Source organism: Mesorhizobium sp. LSJC280B00 (assembly GCF_000502835.1).
Classification (GTDB): Bacteria; Pseudomonadota; Alphaproteobacteria; order Rhizobiales; family Rhizobiaceae; genus Mesorhizobium.
Genome location: NZ_AYVL01000017.1, coordinates 151,742 through 171,780, shown reverse-complemented (window position 1 = coordinate 171,780; position 20,039 = coordinate 151,742). Strand labels below are relative to the sequence as shown.

The 20,039-nt window shown below is 62.5% G+C and carries 25 protein-coding genes; 9 read left to right on the top strand and 16 right to left on the bottom strand.

All coding sequences use genetic code 11. The features are described 5' to 3' along the window. The first annotated feature begins 161 nt into the window (after positions 1–161). The 3 genes from X773_RS62215 (at position 162) to X773_RS62205 (ending at position 2,193) form a co-directional block, all read left to right on the top strand. On the top strand, positions 162–1,133 hold the full coding sequence (locus X773_RS62215; RefSeq protein WP_023678381.1) for an MBL fold metallo-hydrolase: 972 nt from the start codon (positions 162–164) through the stop codon (positions 1,131–1,133). Between the two features lie 200 nt (positions 1,134–1,333). Then, entirely contained in the window at positions 1,334–1,729 is a 396-nt protein-coding gene (locus tag X773_RS62210) for an acyl-CoA thioesterase (protein ID WP_023678380.1), read from the top strand. Positions 1,730–1,872: 143 nt separating this feature from the next. Then, positions 1,873–2,193 carry a hypothetical protein gene (locus X773_RS62205; RefSeq protein ID WP_023678379.1) on the top strand — a complete coding sequence of 107 codons (321 nt, stop codon included), beginning with the start codon at positions 1,873–1,875 and terminating at the stop codon, positions 2,191–2,193. 49 nt (positions 2,194–2,242) lie between these two features. Here the strand turns inward: X773_RS62205 and X773_RS62200 are convergent, their stop codons facing one another. Continuing rightward, the gene (locus X773_RS62200; RefSeq protein ID WP_023678378.1) at positions 2,243–2,611 is read right to left on the bottom strand and encodes a helix-turn-helix domain-containing protein; all 369 of its coding nucleotides are present in this window, start codon (positions 2,609–2,611) and stop codon (positions 2,243–2,245) included. Between the two features lie 91 nt (positions 2,612–2,702). On the opposite strand from X773_RS62200, the gene X773_RS62195 reads away from it, so the two are divergent. Further along, entirely contained in the window at positions 2,703–3,308 is a 606-nt protein-coding gene (locus X773_RS62195) for an NADPH-dependent FMN reductase (RefSeq protein ID WP_023678377.1), read from the top strand. 74 nt (positions 3,309–3,382) lie between these two features. Here the strand turns inward: X773_RS62195 and X773_RS62190 are convergent, their stop codons facing one another. Continuing rightward, entirely contained in the window at positions 3,383–3,775 is a 393-nt protein-coding gene (locus tag X773_RS62190; protein ID WP_023678376.1) for a helix-turn-helix domain-containing protein, read from the bottom strand. Positions 3,776–3,873: 98 nt separating this feature from the next. Between X773_RS62190 and X773_RS62185 the strand changes: the two genes are divergently transcribed. After that, positions 3,874–4,854, top strand: coding sequence for a zinc-binding dehydrogenase (locus tag X773_RS62185; RefSeq protein ID WP_023678375.1), 981 nt, complete (start codon positions 3,874–3,876; stop codon positions 4,852–4,854). A gap of 49 nt (positions 4,855–4,903) precedes the next feature. Here the strand turns inward: X773_RS62185 and X773_RS0138430 are convergent, their stop codons facing one another. From X773_RS0138430 to X773_RS62165, 5 genes are all read right to left on the bottom strand, one after another. Beyond that, positions 4,904–5,494, bottom strand: a complete 591-nt coding sequence (locus X773_RS0138430) for an HAD family acid phosphatase (RefSeq protein WP_051406168.1) — start codon at positions 5,492–5,494, stop codon at positions 4,904–4,906. A gap of 362 nt (positions 5,495–5,856) precedes the next feature. After that, positions 5,857–6,291 (bottom strand): peptidylprolyl isomerase, encoded by a 435-nt coding sequence (locus X773_RS62180; RefSeq protein WP_023678374.1) that lies wholly within the window; start codon positions 6,289–6,291, stop codon positions 5,857–5,859. 234 nt (positions 6,292–6,525) lie between these two features. Then, positions 6,526–7,251: an SDR family oxidoreductase gene (locus X773_RS62175; RefSeq protein WP_023678373.1), complete on the bottom strand. Its 726-nt coding sequence runs from the start codon at positions 7,249–7,251 to the stop codon at positions 6,526–6,528. Continuing rightward, entirely contained in the window at positions 7,248–7,772 is a 525-nt protein-coding gene (locus tag X773_RS62170; RefSeq protein WP_023678372.1) for a VOC family protein, read from the bottom strand. The genes X773_RS62175 and X773_RS62170 overlap by 4 nt, the downstream gene beginning before the upstream one ends. A 72-nt stretch (positions 7,773–7,844) precedes the next feature. Continuing rightward, the gene (locus X773_RS62165) at positions 7,845–8,030 is read right to left on the bottom strand and encodes a hypothetical protein (RefSeq protein ID WP_036238862.1); all 186 of its coding nucleotides are present in this window, start codon (positions 8,028–8,030) and stop codon (positions 7,845–7,847) included. 207 nt (positions 8,031–8,237) lie between these two features. Here X773_RS62165 and gcvA point away from each other — a divergent pair, with 207 nt between their 5' ends. Then, a complete protein-coding gene (gene gcvA, locus X773_RS62160) occupies positions 8,238–9,131 on the top strand; it encodes a transcriptional regulator GcvA (protein WP_023678370.1) in 894 nt (297 codons plus the stop codon). Between the two features lie 39 nt (positions 9,132–9,170). On the opposite strand, the gene X773_RS62155 is transcribed toward gcvA, so the two are convergent. From X773_RS62155 to X773_RS62130, 5 genes are all read right to left on the bottom strand, one after another. Next, positions 9,171–9,953, bottom strand: a complete 783-nt coding sequence (locus tag X773_RS62155) for a class I SAM-dependent methyltransferase (RefSeq protein WP_023678369.1) — start codon at positions 9,951–9,953, stop codon at positions 9,171–9,173. Between the two features lie 84 nt (positions 9,954–10,037). Then, positions 10,038–10,511, bottom strand: coding sequence for a VOC family protein (locus X773_RS62150; protein ID WP_198023587.1), 474 nt, complete (start codon positions 10,509–10,511; stop codon positions 10,038–10,040). A gap of 258 nt (positions 10,512–10,769) precedes the next feature. Then, on the bottom strand, positions 10,770–12,767 hold the full coding sequence (locus X773_RS62145; RefSeq protein ID WP_023678367.1) for an ABC transporter ATP-binding protein/permease: 1,998 nt from the start codon (positions 12,765–12,767) through the stop codon (positions 10,770–10,772). Between the two features lie 574 nt (positions 12,768–13,341). Then, positions 13,342–13,830 carry an SRPBCC family protein gene (locus X773_RS62135; protein ID WP_023678366.1) on the bottom strand — a complete coding sequence of 163 codons (489 nt, stop codon included), beginning with the start codon at positions 13,828–13,830 and terminating at the stop codon, positions 13,342–13,344. Continuing rightward, positions 13,827–14,144 (bottom strand): metalloregulator ArsR/SmtB family transcription factor, encoded by a 318-nt coding sequence (locus tag X773_RS62130; RefSeq protein WP_023678365.1) that lies wholly within the window; start codon positions 14,142–14,144, stop codon positions 13,827–13,829. Before X773_RS62130 ends, X773_RS62135 begins: the two co-directional genes overlap by 4 nt. Before the next feature lie 195 nt (positions 14,145–14,339). On the opposite strand from X773_RS62130, the gene X773_RS62125 reads away from it, so the two are divergent. Continuing rightward, complete coding sequence (locus tag X773_RS62125) at positions 14,340–14,630, top strand: hypothetical protein (RefSeq protein WP_023678364.1); 291 nt, start codon at positions 14,340–14,342, stop codon at positions 14,628–14,630. Positions 14,631–14,682: 52 nt separating this feature from the next. Here the strand turns inward: X773_RS62125 and X773_RS62120 are convergent, their stop codons facing one another. Continuing rightward, positions 14,683–14,976: a hypothetical protein gene (locus X773_RS62120; protein WP_023678363.1), complete on the bottom strand. Its 294-nt coding sequence runs from the start codon at positions 14,974–14,976 to the stop codon at positions 14,683–14,685. A gap of 213 nt (positions 14,977–15,189) precedes the next feature. Here X773_RS62120 and arr point away from each other — a divergent pair, with 213 nt between their 5' ends. After that, positions 15,190–15,597 carry an NAD(+)--rifampin ADP-ribosyltransferase gene (arr, locus tag X773_RS62115; protein WP_023678362.1) on the top strand — a complete coding sequence of 136 codons (408 nt, stop codon included), beginning with the start codon at positions 15,190–15,192 and terminating at the stop codon, positions 15,595–15,597. A 133-nt stretch (positions 15,598–15,730) separates the two neighbouring features. On the opposite strand, the gene X773_RS62110 is transcribed toward arr, so the two are convergent. The 3 genes from X773_RS62110 to X773_RS62100 all read right to left on the bottom strand — a co-directional run bounded on the left by X773_RS62110 (position 15,731) and on the right by X773_RS62100 (position 18,857). Beyond that, positions 15,731–16,468, bottom strand: coding sequence for a class I SAM-dependent methyltransferase (locus tag X773_RS62110; RefSeq protein WP_023678361.1), 738 nt, complete (start codon positions 16,466–16,468; stop codon positions 15,731–15,733). A gap of 76 nt (positions 16,469–16,544) precedes the next feature. Beyond that, the gene (locus X773_RS62105; protein WP_023678360.1) at positions 16,545–17,855 is read right to left on the bottom strand and encodes a hemolysin family protein; all 1,311 of its coding nucleotides are present in this window, start codon (positions 17,853–17,855) and stop codon (positions 16,545–16,547) included. 60 nt (positions 17,856–17,915) lie between these two features. Beyond that, complete coding sequence (locus tag X773_RS62100; protein ID WP_023678359.1) at positions 17,916–18,857, bottom strand: LysR family transcriptional regulator; 942 nt, start codon at positions 18,855–18,857, stop codon at positions 17,916–17,918. Positions 18,858–18,984: 127 nt separating this feature from the next. Here X773_RS62100 and X773_RS62095 point away from each other — a divergent pair, with 127 nt between their 5' ends. After that, on the top strand, positions 18,985–20,004 hold the full coding sequence (locus X773_RS62095; protein ID WP_023678358.1) for an NAD(P)-dependent alcohol dehydrogenase: 1,020 nt from the start codon (positions 18,985–18,987) through the stop codon (positions 20,002–20,004). Positions 20,005–20,039: the final 35 nt, after the last annotated feature.

Below are 20,039 nucleotides of genomic sequence, written 5' to 3'. Positions count from 1 at the left end.
ATCGCTATTCCCGCTGTTTATGAGGCGGATTATTGATGTCGCAAGGAGTTGGCCATGACCCGCGCCGACCACCGCCGAAGGGTGGGTCCGAGCGGTCGGCATCCGCCCCGGCAGCGACGACGTCTGGGACTAGCTTCATCTGCAATTCGAAGGACAAGACCATGAATATCGACCGTCGAACGTTCGGCATCGGCACCTTTAGTGCCGGCGCCCTGCTGCTTTCCCCGATCAGCCTCTTTGGGAGCAACGCTGCGGCTATCGCCGCCCGGTCTCCGGCTTCGCTTGCGAGCGCCCACAGGTTCATGCTCGGCGACCTCGAGATCACAGCACTGAGCGACGGCTACCTCAATCTCGGCCTCGAACTCTTCCCTTCCGCAGATACGGCTGCCGCCGAAGCGCTGCTGGCAAAGGCATTCCTGCCAAAACCACTCCCGACCTCGGTCAATGCTTACCTTGTCACCAAAGGTGACAGACGGGTGCTGATCGATACCGGCACGGCATCGGCGATGGGGCCCATACTGGGACATATACCTGAGGCGCTCGCCGCCGCTGGCGTCAGGCCGGAAGAAATCGACACGGTAATCATCACCCATCTCCATCCCGACCATGCCAACGGCCTTGTCGGTATTGGAGGCAAGGCCGCCTTCCCGGCAGCGGAGGTCGTGGTTGCCGCGCCGGAATTCGCTTTCTGGCACGATGACGGGATCCGGTCCAAGGCGCCCGACCAGATGAAACCGTACTTCGAAATAGCGCGCAAATCGCTGGTGCCTTACCATGGCAAGGTCCGGAAGATCGAAGGCGAAGTCGAGATCGCGCCCGGGATCAGGGCGTTGCCTGCGCCTGGACACACGCCGGGGCATCTCGCGCTTCGAATTGGCTCTGGTGACGCCAACCTGCTGCTCTTCACTGACGTAATCCACGCCTCCGCGCTGCAATTGGCGCATCCGGAATGGGCAATCGCCTTCGACGTGGACCAGGAGGCCGCAATCGCCACACGCAAGAAGGTGCTCGACATGGTGTCGGCGGATGGCCTGCTCGTCGCAGGCATGCACCGGCCCTTTCCAGGCATCGGTCATGTTATTCGCGAGGGCAACGCCTATGGCTACGTCCCGACGCCCTGGCCCGCTTTGTGAAGCACGCCTATTGGTAAGCTTTCTTACCTCGACCATGGAATGCAATCCTGCTGGTGCGCTCGTCTAGCTCCGCACAGCATCTTTTCAACACTGTCGACCGATAGCCGAACCTCAGGCCGCGACCTGTTCAGTGGCGCGTTGACCTGTCCGTGCCATGACGATACGGGATCGGGACAATCGGCTTCGAGAGGATTGGCCAAATGGTGCATTACGCGGACGGGCGGCCGATCGGCGATCTGACGCTCAGGACGCTGGCCATGCCTTCCGACGCCAATGCGGCAGGCGACATTTTTGGCGGCTGGGTGATGGCGCAGATGGATCTCGCCTGCGGCATCCGTGCCGCCGAGCGCGCCAAGGGCCGCGTGGTGACGGCGGCGGTGAAGGAAATGTCCTTCGCCAAGCCGATGAAGATCGGCGACACGCTGTGCATCTATACGCATGTCGAACGCGTCGGCCGCACCTCGATGACGCTCAAGGTCGAGGCCTGGGCGCAGCGCTATCTCTCCGATCTGATGGAGAAGGTCACCCATGCCGACTTCGTCATGGTGGCGCTGGACGGCGAAGGCAAGCCGAAGGCGGTTCCGGCCGAAGGCTGACCCGGCCTGATTCCAGAAGACGGATTTAAACAGCCGTCTCTCCCGCGCGGGGGATGCGGACAGCGATCCCGCGTGGTCTTTGGCTAACGGGTTCCCGCATGCGCGCCTGCAGCGCGACCGACGGGATCTTGGGAGGAAAGACAATGCGTCAACACATGCTGAACGCTGCCCTGGCGGGTGCCTTTGCAGCCTTGTTCTGCCTGTCGTCCGCAAGCGCTTTGGCGGAGGTCAAAAAAGGCGATCCAGGCGCCACCTGCACGTCGGAAAACCGCACCATCAACGGGCAAGCGGCCAAGTGCGAGATCTGCTCGGCGACGAAATGCGACACCAGCGGCACGACGGTGAGCAATTGCCGCAAGGAGACGACCACGACCTGCACAATTGGCGGCAAGGTGGTCAGTCCCAACCCGAAATGGAATCGGATCGAGAAGCTGCCGAAGAGCAAGATGCAGTTACAGCAGTAGGGCTCGTCCGGAGGATCCCGACAGGTTCAAACCCTTGCAGCACAAGGGTTCAGCTGTGCATGGCGTCGAACTTCTCGCGCGCCGCCTTGACGCGCTCGGTGTTCTTGCGTGCCCATTCGCCGAGCGCATCGACCGGCACCAGCAGTTCGTAGCCAAGATCGGTCAATTCGTAGTCGACCCGCGGCGGGATGGTCGGGAACACGGTGCGCGTAACGAAGCCGTCGCGCTCGAGCCCGCGCAAGGTCGTGGTCAGCATCTTTTGCGAAATGCCGCCGACCGCGCTGCGCAACTCGTTGAAACGCAGCGGCCCGTTGCCAAGCTTGCCGACCACGAGCACCGTCCATTTGTCGCCGACGCGCTGCAGGATTTCCGAGATGGCGCGGCAGTCCTCGGTGCGGTGCGGGTGCCTTGGTAACAAAAAAGTGCCTCCTTGCACATTGAGCGGCCAGTTACTCATATAGCTCAGGTATCTAAACGATACCAGTATTCCCGTAAGGAGAGCCCCCTCTATGTCAAAACCCAAAATCGCCATCATCATTGGTTCAACCCGCGCGGCCCGCTTTGCCGACGTCCCGACCCAATGGATTGCCAAGATAGCCAAGTCGCACGCCGACATCGACGTTGAAGTCGTCGACCTGCGCGATTTCCCGCTGCCGTTCTTCGATGAGGTCGCATCCTCCGCCTGGGTGCCGTCGCAGAACGAAGTGGCGCAGCGCTGGCAAAAGAAGGTCGCCGGATTCGACGGCTTCATCTTCACCGCCGCGGAATACAATCATGGCCCGACGGCCGTGCTGAAGAACGCCATCGACTACGCCGCCAACGAGTGGAACAAGAAGCCGGCCGGCTTCGTCGGCTATGGCAGCGTCGGTGGCGCGCGCGCGGTCGAGCAGCTGAGGCTGCATGCGGTCGAGTTGCAGATGGCGCCGGTGAAGTCCGCCGTACACATCGCCTGGGCCGATTTCCTTGCCGTCAAGCAAGGCGACAAGAAGCTCGATGAGTTCGAGCACCTCAACCAGGCGGCAACCGCGCTGGTCAACGACATTGCATGGTGGGCCAGGGTGCTGAAGACGGCGCGTCAGGCCGATGCCGTCGCCGAGGAAGTCAAGGCGGCCTGAGCACAGGTTCGAGCAGTCCTCCCAAGGATTAATTCTCCCAAGCATTGGGGCGGCGCATGCGCCGCCCTTTTTGTTCACACGGCATGGGCGTCCTGCGCTTGCCGTGGTCTGATGATGCAATCGGCAAGGCGGTCCATCTCATTCAGCTCGTCGGCATGATGCTGGCCCCACTGGCAAAGTGCCAGCAGGATCGGCTCGAGGCTGAGGCCGAGCCGCGTCGCCGAATATTCGACGCGCGAAGGTATCTCGGCAAAGATCTCGCGACGGACGAGGCCGTGCTCTTCCATTTCGCGAAGCTGCTGGATCAGCACTTTCTGGGTGATATCGGGCATCAGTGCCTGCAGCGCCGACAGCCGCCGGGGCCCGTCGAAGAGATGGTACAGGATGACCGCCTTCCAGCGGCCCGAAATCACTTTCAGCGCGCGCTCCGCCGGCAGCGTCGGCAGTCTCTTGATCAGCTTGGCCATGGTCACCTCCCGGTCAGCAGCGGACAAATCGGTATGTAGTCGAAGCCAGGCAGATAGTGGCAAACAGCGGCCGATGCCAACAGCGATCGGTGCATGCGATGATAGCCATTCAACTGAGCCGCTTCGGCGGGCCCGACGTTCTCGACATAGTCGCGGTGCCGAAGCCTGAGCCGCAAGCCGGCGAGGTCTTGGTCCGCGTTCATGCGGCCGGGGTGAATTTCTTCGAAGTGCTGATGCGCGCGGATCGCTATGCGGTGACGCCGCAACTGCCGATGATCCCTGGCGTCGAGGCCGCCGGGATCGTGGAGGCGCTTGGGCAGGGGGTGGACGCTTCCTTGCTCGGCACGCGCGTCGCCGCGTCGTTGTTCGCCTCGAGCCGCCCGTTTGGCGGCTATGCCGAGTATGTGACGATCGACGCAAGCCTGGCCGTGCCCTTGCCGGATTCGCTCTCGTTCGAAAACGCGACGGCATTGATGGTGCAAGGACTGACGGCATTGTATCTATCGCGGCAAAGCCCGCCGGCCGGCAGATCGGTGCTGGTCGCCGCTGCCGCGGGCGGCGTCGGTTCGTTGCTCGTCCAGCTTGCCAAGCGCGCCGGCGCGAGCCGTGTCATCGCGGCAGCCGGCAGCAAGGCCAAGCTCGACCTTACTTTGTCGCTGGGAGCCGATGCTGCCGTCGACTACAGCAACACGGATTGGCCGGTGCACGTCCGGGCAGCCACAGACGGCGCCGGCGTCGACATCATCTACGACATTGTCGGCGGCCGGCTGACGGCGGTTGCGCTGGAGGCTCTGGCACCTCGCGGAGAGTTGGTGTTTGCAGCACTCGGCAGATACGCGCTCGGCGCCCCGGAGATGGAGGCGATGATCGGCCGCAACCAGTCGCTGAAGGGCTTTGCCCTGCTGCCGTTACTGTCTACGGACGGGCTCCGTGACGGCCTTTTGGAGCTTTTCGATCTGGCCGCTGGTGGTCAGCTTGTGGTGACCAAAGGTGGCCGCTTCCCGCTCGACCAGGCCAGCCACGCACATCGCCTGCTGGAGGAGCGCGGCGCGACCGGCAAAGTTGTCCTGATACCTTAGTAGGTGCTCGGCAAGGAGCCGAGGATCCGGGCTTGTGCCGTTCCGGCCGTCAGCGAACCCGGTAGAACGGATTAGGCAGCAGGAACAGCTTCTCGGCATGCCCACCGAACAGGTCAGATGGCTGGTCACCGACATTGGCAATTATTGTGTAGCCGGCCTTTTCGATTTCGGCCCTTATGGGTGCCTTGAAATCTGCGGCGGAGCCGTATTTGGCCCCAGGCTGGACCATGTAAAGGTGCTCGTAGCCGGCATAGCCGGCCGACTGCAGGTTCTGTTCGGTTGCCTGACGCTGGTCCTCCGGACGTCCGGTGATGAAGAACACCGCGACTTTCGCCGCTCGTGCCTGCCGGAAGACCTCCAGCACGGCGTCGATGGCCGGATCCTTCGCAAGCTGATCCCAGGCGGCCCAGCCACAGGGACCATCGATTGCGATGTCGCAGGCGCCGCCGATCGGGCGGCCGAAATTGTCACGTGTGATCACTTCCCAGTTGGCCAAAGCCGTCTCGTCGATATCGAGCACCAGTGCGGGGCGAGGCACCTCCATTGCGCGCTTGATGACCCAGTCGCCTGCCTGCTTCGCCACAGCGGCAAGGTCGCGATCATAGTCGCCGGAATCATGATAATTGGCAGCCGCCAGCATCGCATCGCCGACATTGGCTGGCTGGGACGGGCTTGTGAGAAGGAGCTAGTCGGAACGCGCCGGCCCAGGAACATTTGTGCCGATCATCAGCACGATTGCACCGGCACGCGCAATTCTATTCCAACCAATCGCCCGCATCACGGGACTTTGCGGTCACGAGAAGTCGGCTGTCAAGCGAGGTCTTCCACAGGTCCTCGAGACTGCGACGCTGAATTGGACATTCCAGATGCCGAATGTCTCTATGGGTGGTGCAACACGATTTCCGCCGTCGCGGTCTTTCCCTCCGACAGGTGACGCACCGCCGAAACCGCCAGCAGAAGTGCGTCACCCGAAATCATAGCCACCGCGGCCTTGGCCGTGTCCTACGCCGCCTGAACGATCTCGACCAGTTCAACGTCGAACACCAGATCCCGTCCGGCCAACGGATGATTGCCGTCGAGCCTGACGCTGGTGTCGTCCACGCCGACGACTGTTACCGGCATCGGGCGCCCTTCTGAGGTTCTGACCTGCAATCGAGTGCCGATATCGACGTTGATGTTGTCTGGCACGCGGGCGCGATCGACGGTCATGACCGCTTCGGGGCGGTGGGGGCCATAGGCGGCCTCGGCGGGAACAGTCACGGTGCTTTTCGCGCCCACCTCCATGCCCTCGACATGGGTTTCAAGACCAGGGATCACTTGTCCTTCACCCAGCGTGAATTGCAGCGGTTCGTTGCCGGAAGAATCGAATTGGGTGCCGTCTGCCAGGCGTCCATTGTAATTGATGCGCACGGTGTCGCCATTCTTGGCCTGTGTCATGATAGCCATCCTTTGAAAGTTTCGAGGGGCCGGCCAAAGCTCACGGTCCCGTCCTCGATCATCCACGCACTTAGGTGCGCGGCGCGAAACGCTAAAACTAGGGACCTGGCTGCCGATGTAAACCCCGATTGAGCGACGCCGGCATGACCCGCCGGCGTTCGTCGCCTTCGGCAGCAGTGCACCGCACTAGCGGTCATGCCGGCTCAACCCATTCAGGCGGCGTGCAAATGGCGGCTAGATCAGGTTATGGCCGCCATCGATGCGGATCGTCTCGCCGGTCGTGAAGTCGCTTTCCATGAGGTAGAGGTAGGCGGCGGCGACGTCCGCAGCGGTCGGAATTTTTCTCGATGGCAACCGGGCAGCCATGTCGGCAAAGAAGCTGGATTTGGCTTCTCCAACAATGTCCCACATCGGTGTGTCGACCCATCCGGGCGACACGACATTGACGCGCGTCGGGGCCAGTTCGAGCGCCAGGGCGCGGGCGAAGTAGCTGAATGAACCGGCAATCGCGGAGACGACCGAGCCTCCCGGCACCGGCGGCCGATCCTTATTTATTCCCGAGGTGAAGGTCATCGAGCCGCCGGCTTTCAGGGTGCGCACAGCGTGCTTGGAGAGCAAGACGGCGCCAATCAGCTTGTTATCGACGAAGCCTCGCACAGCCTCCATGTCGGTACTGCCGATGGGATCGCCGGGCGGCAGTGTTCCGGCGGTCGATACGAGGTGATCGAAGGGACCGACCTCGTCGAACAGGCGAGCGACGTCCGCTTCGTCGGTCATGTCGGCGACCACGCTTGTCACGCGGCCCACATTGAGCGTCCGTTCGGAAGCCAGCAGTTTCTCGGGCGAGCGTCCGACGATCACGACCTTCGCTCCGCCGTTGAGAGCAGCTTCCGCGACGCCGAGACCGATGCCGGAACTACCGCCGACGACGATGACTTTCCTGTCCACGAGCGATGTCATGAGGGTTCTCCGTTCGTTGCGATTGCGGTGGGAGAGTCAGGCCTTGCCGCGTAGGCGGCTTCGAGCTCGGCGATGATGATCTTGCGCATCCCATACATCGCCTGCCGGACGCGGTTGGCCTTTTCGCGATCCGGATCGGCACTGAGCCGCGGCAGGATTTCCGGGATGACCTGCCAGTAGACGCCGTATCTGTCGGTGAGCCAGCCACAGGGTTGTGCCCTGCCGCCGCCGGCGGTGAGCGCTTCATAGTAGTAGTCGGTCTCGGCCTGGTCCTTGGTCTCGATGTAGAGCGAGAGCCGCTCGTTGAAGGGCGGCTGCGGCCCGGCATTGAGCGCAGTAAGGTGCAGTCCTTCGAGCTCGAAATCGAAGGTGGCATGCGGGACCGTCTTGTTGGTTCCGGACACCCAGTCGGTGTATTCGATGGTCTGGAGCGCTTTGCTGTTCTTGAAGACCGAGAGGTAGAAATCGCGGGCTTGCTCCGCATCGGTATTGAACCAGAGGAATGGGTGGATGGTGGCCATGTCCGTTCTCCGTTAATTCCTTGCGACAGCGATCTTTGGCGAAGAGCCTGTCCGCTGTTGCTTTCGTTCAGGCTAGCGGTGGTCCGACGGCCGATAGACCGAACCGTCCCAGTCGCGGGCAAACCCGAGGTCTTCGAGCCGGCGGGTCGAGAAGCGTGCAATCTGCCGCCCGGTCCGGCGCCGGCTGCTCGAGGCGAGGATGCGGCCGGCCATGCCGCTCAGGACGTCGACGATGGGTTCAATTCGTTTGGCGTTCATGGTGCTCTCCCAGAGTGGCGGCAGTTTTGGTTTCAGCAGTTGCCCCGCGACTTTCGTCAGCGAGAGTATCAGTCACATCAAACTCGCCTTTTGCAGCGGCGGTGAATGACTGATTACGCGAGCAAACATGCCGGCTTCTGGCCTGGACGACAAACGACTTATCGGCGACAATGAGTGAGCATCACTCACACGTACAGGTATCGATCCATGCCCCGGAAGCTGCCTCCCCTCACCACCTTGCCAAGTTTCGAGGCCGCGGCGCGCCTGTTGAGTTTCTCCAAGGCGGCAGAGGAACTTCATGTCACCCACGGTGCGATCAGCCGGGCGATCAAGAATCTTGAGGATCAGCTCGGTGTGCAGCTGTTCGAGCGCGGTACGCGTTCGGTGAGTCTGACAGCCGTTGGCGAGCCCTATGCGCGGGCGGTGCGCGAGGCGCTCGCCCAGTTGGCCACCGCCACCGCTGCAGCAACAGCCCGCTATTCAAGCTCGACATTGAACGTCAGCACCTCCGATGGCTTCGCGGGGAGATGGCTGGTGCCGCGCCTCTATCGCTTTCACCGTGCGCATGGCGACATCGATGTGCGGGTTTCGACGAGTGGGAAGCTGACCAACTTCCTGGGCGACGGCATCGATGTCGCCGTCCGTTATGGCAACGGAAACTATCCGGGGCTCACGTCGGAGTTCCTCACCGGCGAGGAGGTGTTTCCAGTGTGCAGCCCAAAGCTTCTTGAGGGTGCGCATCCGCTCCGCACGCCTCAGGACCTCAAACACCACACGCTGATCCGTGACAGCTTTCCGATCGACTGGGCGACCTGGCTAGCAAGCGCCGGGGTCGAGGGCGTGGACCCGCAGAGCGGGATTACCTTTGACTCTGCCACCTTTGCCATGGAGTCGGCCGCACAAGGCGAGGGGGTGGTGCTCGGCCGGACCATGCTCGTTGCGGCCGACCTTGCCGCCGGGCGACTCGTCCGCCCCTTCGGCCACGCCCTGAAATCCCCCTCCAGCTTCTATTTCGTCTACCCGCCAGAGGCGATCCGTCAGCGCAAAGTCAAGGCTTTTCGGGATTGGCTGCTCTCAGAAGTCGCGCCGCAAATGGACTGACGGGAAGGCCGAGAGAACAGGATCGTCTACATCGCGCAGTCACCATCGGCTCGCCCGAAACGCGGTGACGATCCAGGCACGCGAGTCGAAAAGCACACCGTCCGCGGTCAAATGCGCGTCGAGCAGATCGCGCAACCGCCGCAGCGCCGCGTCGACATCCACATCTGCGCGGGCCAGCGGATCCTTCATCAGTTGCAGGTCAGGCAAAGCGTCATAGGCCGCATCGACGTCCTGGCCGTAGAAGACCGGCTCATGCACTTCGGCAAAGTCGACCGAAACAAAACCGGATGCACCCAAGATCTCCGCGGTGATGGCGGGGTCGCCAAGCGAAAACGGGGTGGCGGCGCCCCCCGATATGGCGGTCCCCGGCGCAATTGCCCGCTGAATGGCAGTTGCCCACTCGTTACGGTCCTGGCATTGCCATACCATCCACACAAGACGTGCCCCTGGTCGCATCGCCCGGGCGATATTGGCGAACGCCGCCGCCGGATCGGCAAAGAACATCACTCCAAATCGACTAATGCACAGATCGAAGCCGGCAGGCGGAAATACCAGCAATTGCGCATCGCCGCGCTCAAAGGCGACGTTTCGCAATCCCTCTTTCGCACTACACTTCCGGGCGATCTCGAGCATCTCGGCCGATACGTCCACGCCGAGCACGCTGCCTTCCACCGCGACACGGGCAGCATCACGAGAGGATTGTCCCGAACCGCATCCGATATCGAGCACGCGATCGCGCGTTCCCACCTTGACCGCAGCCCTGAAGACCTCGTTGTGCCGTCGCAGTTCGGCGTCGTAAAACGCAGCGCAATTCAGCACCATCGCACGCCTGCCTGGAGATGATCGGCCGGCAGCATTTCCGGCCGCTCTGCCCTGATCTTTTCGCGTCGGGCCACCCCCGAACTGTCAGCCGCGCCGCGCCGCCTCGATCGCTGCAACGTCGATTTTCTTCATCTCCATCATCGCCTCGAATGCGCGCTTTGCTTCATCGCCGCCGGCGGCGATCGCCTCGGTCAGCACGCGCGGCGTGATTTGCCAGGAGATGCCCCATTTGTCCTTGCACCAGCCGCAGGCACTTTCCTGGCCGCCATTGCCGACGATGGCGTTCCAATAGCGGTCGGTCTCCTGCTGATCGTCGGTGGCGATCTGGAAGGAGAAGGCTTCGTTGTGTTTAAACGCGGGCCCGCCATTGAGGCCGAGACAGGGGATGCCGGCGACCGTGAACTCGACCGTCAGCACGTCGCCTGCCTTGCCGGACGGGTAGTCGCTGGGAGCGCGGTGGACGGATTTCACCGAACTGTCGGGAAAAATCTCGGAATAGAAGCGGGCCGCAGCCTCGGCGTCCTTGTCGTACCAAAGGCAGATCGTGTTCTTGGCGATTGTCATTGCTGGTCCCTTTGCTTTCGAAATCAATCTGGGCTTTTGAAATCAACCCGGGTTTTTCACAGCTGGCCTCGGCGTTGCACCGGACATGGAAATGCGCTCGTGCCATCGACGTTCCGACAGCAGCAGCTGCCCGGAATCAAGGTATCACGGCTGGTGCTTTCAGGACCAGATGCGGGCAGTGACTCGAACCGGCGATGGTCCGCCTGGTTCGACCGGCGGCCTCACTCTTTGCGTAGGGCAGCGCCGCTTTGCTCAAGGTCGCGCTGGCTTTCCGTTGGCGCGCCGTTGCCTCAGAAGGCGCATAAGCAAGTTCCGTCTGTCCTTGCGCGGGACGAGTTCGATATCGCTGACAAGTTTTGCGCCGCCCTTGTGCCGCTCCAATGTGATCTTGCGGCTGTGGAAGGCCTCCAGCTCGGCGCGGTGCGCTACGCTTATGATGGTGACCGTCGGCAATTCGCGAATAATCATCTCCATCATCTTGTCCTGGCTCTTCTCATCGAGTGCCGACGTTGCCTCGTCCAGCACGATGATATCGGGGCGGTGCAGCAGAAGACGCGCGAAGGCGAGGCGCTGCTTTTCGCCACCCGACAACGTCTGGTCCCATGGCGCGTCCTCCTCGATCCGGTCGTTGAGGTAGTCGAGTCCCACCTTGTCGAGGGCAGCCTTGATCTTATCCAGCGTCCAGTTGTCGGCGGCGCCTGGATAGGCGACAGCGCGGCGAAGCGTCCCGGTCGGGATGTAGGGCCGTTGCGGCAACATGAACAACCGTCTGTCGGCGCGGATGTTGACGCTGCCGCTACCCCATGGCCACAGACCCGCGACGGCGCGCACCAGCGTACTCTTGCCCGAGCCGGATTCGCCGGCGACGAGCACCCGCTCGCCTGGTTCGATCACGACCTCGGTTTCCTTGACCACGGCGGTGCCGTCGTCGAGCGACACGGAGAGATTGTTCAGGCTGAGCATCGCATTGCCGCCGGTCTCGCCGCGCTTTATGCGTCCCAGCGTGTTGCTCTGTTCCGCCCGCTCGAGCCCGTCGAGCGACATCATCAGCGAGGCGATGCGCCGTGCACAGGCGTTCCAATCGGCGAGACGGGGATAGTTGTCGACCAGCCATCCGAACGCGCCCTGCACGATGGCAAAGGCCGAGGCAGCCTGCATGACCTGTCCAAGTGTCATGCTGCCTTCGAGGAACTTTGGAGCGCAAAGCAAGACCGGCACGACAGGCGCAAACAGGCTCGACCCCTGAGACACCAGCGCCGTGCGCATGTGCTGGCCTGCAAGGAGCGCCCATTGCCTGAGCACATGGGCAAATGTCTTGTCCATGCCGCTGCGCTCCTCCTCCTCGCCGCCGAGCAATGCGATGCTCTCGCCGTTTTCCCGCACGCGCGTCAGCGTGTAGCGGAACTCGGCTTCCGCCTGATTTTTTCCCTCGGAGAGGTGGACGAAATGGCGGCCAATGACCGCCATCGAAGTGGACGTGATCGCGGAATAGAGCACTGCGGTGATGACCAGGAAGCCGGGAACGGTGACGGTCGAACCTGCAATCGTCAGGGTCAGGGCGCCGCCGATCGTCCAGAGCACCACGATGAAGGTCGAGGCCGACAGAAATGCGACGATGACACCGGCGATGAAATCGACGGGCGATTCGGTGGCAATCCGCAAATCCTCGGCGATGCGGGCTTCGGGGTTGCTATGATCGCCGCCGACGAGGTTCAGCTGATAGTAGCGGCCGCTTGCGAGCCAGCGCGCGATGACCGCGGTGGTGAGCCAGGAACGCCAGCGGCGCTGTATCCTCATGCGAAAGAAGACTTGCGCCACCACAAGGCTGGCGCTTCCGAGCACGAGTGGCACGAAAACGGCGCTCAGCCAATATACGGTATGGGCATTGCGTTGCTCAATGGCGTCGAAAATTGCGCGATTCCAGACATTGATCCCATACTGGAAGCCGACATTGGTGACGATCAGAACCAACAGCCCGATCGTCAACGGCCAGGCGACCCTGTCGCCACTGCTGCCCCAATAACCGCGCGCGCTGATCCAGAAGCGCTTCAGCAGATATCTCTTGCGCGCCTGCTCGGCCTCTTCAGGTGTCAACTCCGGATCGGGTTCGATGAAATCCGGCGGCGGCGCGGGCTCGCCGACGACCTCGGACGCGACTTCGACGGTCGATTGCTTCTCGCGGCGCGACTTCTCGGCATCGCGCGTTCGGGCGCCGTCAACCGATTTCAGCTTGAATTTAGCCTCGGGCATCCGGCGATAACGGCTTAAAAATCAGAAGGTTTCATAGCGTCGGCCGCCGAGTCTCGCGAACCGTAGCCTCAAGAAGTGGCGCCAACGTCAATTGAGCGCTGCCCATCCAGTCAAAAGGATGAGGGCCAACGTGACCAACGCTCCAGAGACGTACAGAATCGTCCCGAGACTATCTCCCTTGGCGGCGTTTCCGCCATGCCGATAGATTCCCAGATGGAGGAGGCGTATCGCCAGGTGAGCCCAGACCAATGTCGCCAAAGTGGGCGCTCCAACACCAACCATCATCGCTAGCACTGCGGGCGCGATGGGGGCGCCAATGCCTCGACCGAGTTCATGTGAACGCGGTCGATCCTATAGAGCCGGTTGTCGTCGTCTGCCGGGATTACCGGTCTCGCCAGCGCTCCTACCAACCCATTGGACGAACCCGAGTAGACTGCCAATACTATCGAGAGCAAACAAGAGCGCGAGCACGCCGAGAACGCTTAACAATAGACGTCCGTCTTGTCTCCACTCACTGGGATCGCAGTGAACCAAACGGTTCTTGCCAGTCACGCCCTCAAAGTCGCCAACGGTGTCAGGCGGTCGCACCGGGGAAAAGGTCGTGGAACCGCCGCAAGTACAGCGGCCAGCCTTGATCGCTATCAACCCCCCCGCGCACGCCCTCCCAGCCTTCGCCATGGCGTTCGAGATTCCGGTGCTCGATCTCAACCCGGGTTCGGTTCTCCGTCTCAGCCGTGAACCGGACTTCCCATTCGCTGGTTTTGTTCAGGTCGCTCTCAATCTGCCACCGAGGGCTGATGTCCCAGCTCAGAATCAGCCGGCTGGGGGGATTGTAAGCCAACACACGAGCCCAGCGGCACTCGCTGCCGTCCACGCCGCGATCGTAAACGTGGCCCCCGACCCAGGGTTCGAAGATCGTCTCTGCGATCGGTACGGCAAGAAGATTGTGCTCGCGAGGTTTGAATTTCCCGAAATCCTCGGTGAAGACCTTGAAGGCACGCGCGATAGGTGCCTCGACAACGACGAAATGCCTTACGGGCGCGGTTGCAGGAAGCTTGCTCATGGCTGGTCCTTCTTTGGGTGCTCGACGGCCAGTTTGTAGCTCGCCAGGGTCTTGCTCCAGAACTGATCGATTTCCGCGCGCAGACTTGCTAGGCCGTCCGGATCGATACGGTATATTCGTTCCTTGCCTGAGCGCGTGTCGGCCACAAGCCCGGCATCCTTGAGTACTTTCAAGTGCTGAGAGACCGCCGGCCTGGTTACAGGCAGCACACGAGCAAGTCCGCTGACCGAACAAGGCTGTTCGACCAACAATTCGAATATCGTGCGCCTCGTCGAGTCTCCGAGCGCTGTCCAATGTTTCGCGTTAGTGGCCACTAACGCGAACTTAAATCGATGGGCCTGCGCTGTCAACCTGGAGGGGTCGACGGTGCGGAACCACAGCCCCGGTCGGACCCTGTCGGTTAACGGGAAAACTGTTGCTCGCGTTTTCGGAATTGCTCACGTGCCGTCGCTGGATTCCGGAACAAGGGTGCGATTTTGCCGTTGAGCCAGAAACTGGAAGCGACCCGCATGTCCGAATTGCCGAATGAAGAGATCGAAGGGCGGCTGAACGCCCAGCGCGAGACTCTGGCGCTGGTCGTTGCGCTGCTTGCCAGCGAGGATACGGCACCCGAGCGAATATGGGCCGAACTGGAGGCCCGTTTTCAGTTTCAGAACAGTCAGGAGGACCCTGGCGTCCTGCCAAGCCGCGCATTCGCCATCGAAGCTGCGAAGATGCGGGAGTTCAAGCTGATCGCCGAAGAGGCGCAGGCGCGCAATGCGGAATGGAACGGCAGGGACAAGCCACAGGGCGCCAGCTGAAACCCCGGAGAGTGGATGCAGGACCGGCTATTTTACGATGACTGAGCAAGCGTCAGCTTTGCTGCAAAAGTGTACGTGCCAACTCTTGCCATTCCTCGTCAAGCGTTAAGGTCGACGGCGCCGCGTTGCTGCGGCGATACCAATATTCCGCATTCGACTGGTCGCCTTCCTTGCGGTGGAGATAGGCATGCACGTGCATGCCCGCCGTATCGTCGCGCTGCTGCGCGCACTCGTGCGCCTTAGCCCAATCGCCCTTTGCATCCCACCACAGCGCCTGCAGGGCAGGGCTCAAGCCGGCTGGCGGCTGTGGTTTCGCATTCGATTCCCTGAAGGCTTGCAGATCCATTTTCCACCTTAGCGACGGTGCAGGCGCCGATAATAACCGCGCCGGCAGCCGACCGCTAGCGCGCATCGGGCGGTATGACCGGAATGGGTGTCGGGAGCGCTGAGCGCGGACGTCCGATAACCGCGTGGCCGGAGGCTTGATTCGATGACGTGCATGAAATAGTGCGCACCACGACACCATGACGCCTGAGACAGCGAGGATGGTAGCGAGCCGATGACAGCCACCGACGACCCGCGGCAATTCTACCACGGCACCCGGGCCGACCTTAAGCCGGGAGACCTGATCGAAGCCGGTTACAGCTCCAATTACGGGGCGCGAAAGCAGGCAGCCTGGGTCTATCTAACCGGCACTCTGGATGCGGCTATCTGGGGTGCAGAACTGGCCGCCGGTGACGGACGCGAAAGGATCTACATCGTGGAACCAACCGGCCCGGTCATGGACGACCCCAATCTTACGGACAAGAAATTTCCCGGCAATCCGACGCAGTCCTATCGCTGCCGCGAGCCGCTCAGGATCACGGGCGAGGTCACCGAGTGGCAGGGCCACTCCCCCGAGCGGCTGAAAGAGATGAAGGACCATCTCGAACGGCTGAAGGCACAAGGCATCGAGGCAATCGATTGATCGCTGAGCCCTGCGATTGCCAAGCTTGGCTCTGACCTACGGTCGGCGGCAGTCCCCGCGAAATACGGCTCCACGTCCGCAATGGGTCCGCGAGTTGTCGTTGCTTGCAGGGCTGGAGAGCGGATGCTCCTTTTCATCTCGTCGCGAACGTGATGATCTCTGGGCTCGAAGGGCCAAGTGGGCTGCCGTCAAAGCCGCCGAATTGCTGTTCGATTCGTAGCCCCGCGTTCCCCAGCAGGCTCGATAAGGCGTCCGTCTCGAGGAATCGCAAGGTGCTGCGACTAACTTGCGGAAGGCTCGGATGCTTTCCGCCGAACCTGTGGGTGAATGTCACCGTCTGTCCATCGAACGGCATGATCACCTCTGTTGTGATCTGCACCAGCGACCCGTCAGGCAGCTCAACGACGACCGCATTTTCGGGTGTCCAGTGCTCCCACGCCCGCACCGAAGGGTTCCGCGTTTCGAACGCGAAGCATCCGCCTGGCACAAGGGTATGTCGGACAGCCGCCATGAAATCCCTCAGGTCTTCTTCGCTGACAAGGGCCTGGAATGCGTGCCCCGTCATCACAATGAGATCAAACTCGGCTGTCCAGCCGGCCGATTGGAGATCGCCGAGAACCCATTCGATATCCGCGCGCGTTCGTGCGCGATTCAACACGCCGGGTGCTGGGTCGATGCCGCAGAGCCGCCCTGAATGTCCGGCCAGGCGTGCCTCGTGAAGGAGGGTGCCCGTTCCACATCCGACATCAAGCACCGCGTCTGCTGTTAGAATGCGGGGCAGGTAGAAATCATAATCGTCGCGCGCAGATCTCGGGTGCCAGGCATCGTAGACGGCAGCGAGATATGGGTCGGCGAAAAGGTGGTCGACCATAGGCGGTATTCCCAATCAACTTTGACTGTGCGAGCGGTGTCGCCGCGAGCATATAGCCCATAAGTCGCGTCGATCGTTACCGCACGACCTCGCGGTGGCGGCCGGGCAGGCGGGTGGCGATGAGCTTGTCGATGCGGCGGCCGTCGAGGTCGACGACCTCGAAACGCCAGCCTTGCGCGTCGACACATTCGCCGGTCGCCGGCAGATGGTGCAAATGCGACAGCACATAGCCGGCGACGGTTTCGTAGTCGCGGCTCTCAGGCAGGTCGATGCCGAGGACCTCTGCCATCTCGTCGGCCTGCATGTAGCCGGCGAGCAGCCATGAGCCGTCCTCGCGCTTGACGGCGTTTTCCTCTTCGCCGGCGTCGAGATCCGAACGGAAGACGCCGGTGATCGCCTCCAGAATGTCGGCCGGGGTGACGATGCCTTCGAAATGGCCGTATTCGTCATGCACCAGCGCCATCGGCACGTCGGATTCCTTCAGTGTCGCAAGCACGTCCAGCGCGTCGGCCTGGTCATGCACGATCGGCGCGGCCCGCACGTGCCGGCGCGGGTCGAGAGCGCGGCCGCCGAGCATTGCGGCCAGCACGTCGCGGGTCTGGACGACGCCGATCATGGCGTCGACGCCGCCGTCGCCGGCCGGCAGGCGCGAATGCTGGGTGTCCATCAGCAGCCTCCTGATGGCCGCCTCGTCGGATTGCAGATTGATCCAGTCGACCTCGGTGCGCGGCGTCATCACCGCGCGCACGGCACGGTCGCCGAGCCGCATGACGCCGGCGATCATCCGCCGTTCGTCGGATTCGATGGTGCCGTGGTGCTCGGCTTCGGCGACCAGCATCTTGATCTCCTCGTCGGTGACCTTATCCTCGCTCTGACCGCGCTGGCCAAGCAGCCACAGGAGGGCGCGGCCGGAAAAATCGAGCAGGAAGACCAGCGGCGCCGAGACGCTGGCGAGGATGGTCATTGCCGGGGCGACCCTGACGGCTACCCGTTCGGGGTCGCGCAATGCGATCTGCTTGGGCACCAGTTCGCCGATGATCAGCGAGCCATAGGTGATGAGGGCGACGACGATGCCGACGCCGAGCGGATCGGCGAGGCTTTCGCGGATGCCGGCCGACGCCAGGGAGGTGGCCAGCCGCTCGCCGAGCGTGGCGCCGGAAAAGGCACCGGACAAGACGCCGACCAAAGTGATGCCGATCTGCACCGAGGACAGGAATTTTCCCGGATTGGCGCCGAGCGCCAGGGCCCGGCCGGCGCCCTTGACGTTGCGGTCGATCATCGTCTTGAGGCGCGCCGGCCGCGACGAGACGATGGCGAGTTCGGACATCGACAGAAGGCCGTTCACGCAGATGAGGACGACCACGATGGCAATTTCAGCATAAAGCATGCCGGGGTCCATAGCATTGCCGCGCGGTTTTCGAAAATAGGACGGTCGCGCTTTTTAAATTTAGCGAGCCGGGCAATCAGGCGGCACCCATGCCGCATCCCAGGGCGGCGCGGCAAAATGCTCGATCAGGGCGTCGACGACGACGCGCACCTTTGGCGCGAGATTGCGTGTTACCGGCCAGATGGCATGCACCACGGTGTTTTCGACAAGACAGTCCGACAGAACCATTTCGAGCTCGCCGCGCCTGATGCAGTCGGCCGTCAGCCATGTCGGCAGATAGACGATGCCGCAGCCCGCCAGTACCGCATCGAGCATCGGTTCGCCGTGGCCGAGCACCAGCCGCGCCTTGGGCGCGAATTTTTCGAGACGGCCGTCGACATGCCTGACGGTCCAGGGATGGACCGTGCCGTCGCGGCCGTAGCCGATGAGGCTGTGCCTGGCCAGGTCCTCGATCGATAGCGGCCTGCCATGGGCGTCGAGATAGGCGGGGGCGGCGCAGATGGCCGAACGTTGGGCATAGATGCGGCGCGCGGCGATCGACAAGCTGTCGTCGAGGTCGCCCATACGCACCGCCAGGTCGATGCCTTCCTCGATCAGGTCGACGCGCCGGTCGTTGAACGAGATTTCCATCGTCAGGTCCGGGAATTTTTTGGAAATGTCGAACAGCAGCGGGGCGACGCATCGCCGGCCGAAGGCCAAAGGCAGGTCGACGCGCAGCCGCCCGGAAGGCACCTGCTTGCGGGAAGCGAGTAGTGACTGGGCGGCTTCGATTTCGGCCAGTGCCCTGACGCAGGCTTCGTAATAGCTCAGGCCCTCGCTGGTCGGGCTGAGGCTGCGGGTGGTGCGGTTGAGCAGGCGGACGCCCAATCGCTGTTCCAGCTGCGCGATCGACTTGCCGACCGCCGATTTGGTGACATGCAGCCGTGCGCCAGCGCCGGTGAAGCTGCCGGCCTCCACCGCGTGAACGAATGCGACGATGCCTTGCAAATTGGCCGATTCCAATGAAGCGCTCCTATTGTAGAGTTTTGCTCCTTAATCTGTTGCAGAACATGCCACATGGAAGCACTTTTCTCCATAGTGAAACGGCGTAAATGTCTCGCGCAATCATCAACCACGGAGCGCGAACCAAATGAGCACCGAAAACAGATCCTGGCAGATGAACGGTTTCGGCCTGGCCAGGTTGAAGCCGGCTGATGGAAAGCTGCCCCAACCCGGGCCGCATGATCTTCTGGTACGCGTCACAGCGGTATCGCTGAATTACAAGGACAGGATGATCGTCGATGGCGTGCTGATACCGGACCTCAGCTTTCCGTTCGTGCCGACATCGGACGCGGTAGGCGAAGTAGTCGCCACCGGCAGCGAAGTCGGCCGCTTCGGCATCGGGCAGCGCGTGCTCGGCCAGGTGATCGCCGACTGGCCGGACGGCGACGCCCCGCCGGTGCCGCACAAGCACACGTTGGGATCGTCGCTGCCCGGCACGCTGTCCGAGCATGTGCTTTTTCACGAGGATGCCGCCGTGGTGGCGCCGCCATCGCTCAGCGATGTCGAGGCATCGACGCTGCCGATCGCTGCGCTGACGGCATGGTCCGCGCTGGTCGAGGCGGCCAAGCCGATCCCGGGCGAGACCGTTCTCATCCAGGGCACCGGCGGTGTGTCGCTGTTTGCGCTGCAGTTCGCCGCCGCCTTCGGCCTGCGCGCCATCGTCACCTCGAGTAGCGACGAGAAGCTCGAACGGGCGAAGGCGCTCGGCGCCTGGCAAGGGATAAACTATCGCAGCCGGCCGGCGTGGGATGAAGCCGCGCGCGAGCTGACAAACGGCGCCGGCGTCAGGCACGTGCTGGAAATGGTCGGCGGCGACAATGCGCGGCGCTCGCTCAATGCGCTGGGCGCCGACGGCAGGCTGTCGCTCATCGGCCTTCTCGGCAGCATGGAGCTCAGTTTCCCGATCATTCCGTTCCTGCGCAACCGGATCGTCGTCCAAGGCATATCGATCGGCCACCGCCGCGCTTTCGAGCGGATGAACCAGGCGATCGAGACGCTTGCCATCAAGCCGGTAATCGACAAGGTGTTTGGCTTCGACGAGGTGCCGCAGGCATTTGAGCGTCTGGAGACGGGACCGTTCGGCAAGATCGTGATCGCCGTGCCCTGACCCCGTCGGGACGAAATGGCTGTCAGACGGGAAGG